Raw genomic sequence first — 1,345 nt, 5'->3', positions numbered from 1 at the left:
ATGCGCGACCAGGTCGAACTGCGCGCGGTCGATATCGACAGCCTGATCGGGCAGGATCATCCGGCGCGGGTGATCTGGGCCTATGTCGAAGGGCTCGAGCTGAGCGAGCTGGAGGATCGGGTCAAGGCGCGGGAGAACAGGCCCGGCCATCCGGCGCCTTCGCCGCGGCTGCTGCTGGCGCTTTGGCTGTACGCCACGAGCGACGGCGTTGGCAGCGCGCGGGCGTTGGACCGGCTCTGCGACAGCCATGACGTCTATCGCTGGCTCTGTGGCGGGGTGTCGCTGAACTATCACACGCTGTCGGACTTCCGGGTCGGTTGTGCCGATCTGCTCGACCGCTTGCTGAGCGAACATCTGGCGGCGCTGAGCAAGGCGGGGCTGGTCGATCTGGAGAAGTTGGCCCAGGACGGGGTGCGGATCCGGGCCAATGCGGGGACCGGATCGTTCCGGCGAGAGGCGACGCTGGACCGGCAGATGGCGCAGGCTAAGGCCGTGGTGGAAGAACTCAAGCGCGAGGTCGATGCGGATCCGGAAGCCAGCAACCGGCGCATCCGGGCCGCCAGGGAGCGCGCGGCGCGCGAACGCAGTGAGCGGGTGCAAGCGGCGCAAACGGCGCTGGCCGAGCTCAAGCGCAAGCGAAAGCAGCTCGACGACAAGGGCGGCAATGGCAAGAAGCCGAAGGAGCCGCGGGCCTCCACCACGGACCCGCAGGCGCGGGTGATGAAGATGGCGGATGCCGGCTTCCGCCCGGCCTACAATGTGCAGGTGGCCAGCGCGGCGGGACAACCGATCGTGGTCGCGGTCGATGTCGACAACAACGGATCAGATCGCGGCCTGATGCGGCCGATGCTGGAACGAACGCGCGCCCGGCTGAAGCGCTTTCCCCGCCGCCATCTCGTCGATGGCGGGTTCTGCAGCGCAGAGGACATCGAGTGGGCGCATGGCCAGGGCATCGAGGTCTATTGTCCACCGACCAAATCCAGGAGCGGCGTCGATCCTTTCTTGCCGCGGAGCAGCGATGGCCCGGGGGTATTGGCCTGGCGCGCCCGCATGGCCAGTGACGCCGGCACGGCACAGTACCAGGCCCGCTCGATCTGCGAATGCATCCATGCCCGCTGGCGCAACTGGGACCTCAGGCAATTGACCGTGCGCGGCATCGACAAGGTCCGTGCCGTCGTGCTCTGGTACGCCCTCACCAACAACATCCTGCAGGGACATCGCCTCGCCAACGCATAGCTGCGCCAACCCATAGCGGAGCGGAGCGCAAATCCCGCCCCGCTCGACCGTCGAGGTCTTCAACATCCGCTACTTCGGATGCCGTCTACCCGCAGACCGAATTGGTTCT

At 67.1% G+C, this 1,345-nt stretch carries 1 protein-coding gene; it reads left to right on the top strand.

The features are described 5' to 3' along the window. The coding region (locus CWO89_RS44260; protein WP_130584387.1) for an IS1182 family transposase at positions 1-1,236 on the top strand (1,236 nt) is incomplete at its 5' end. Positions 1,237-1,345 lie beyond the last annotated feature (109 nt).

The sequence above is a fragment of the Bradyrhizobium sp. Leo170 genome (assembly GCF_004296405.1).
In the GTDB taxonomy this organism is placed as follows: domain Bacteria; phylum Pseudomonadota; class Alphaproteobacteria; order Rhizobiales; family Xanthobacteraceae; genus Bradyrhizobium.
The sequence above is the reverse complement of the archived record's forward strand: the minus strand, read 5'-3'. Positions and strand labels throughout refer to the sequence as shown.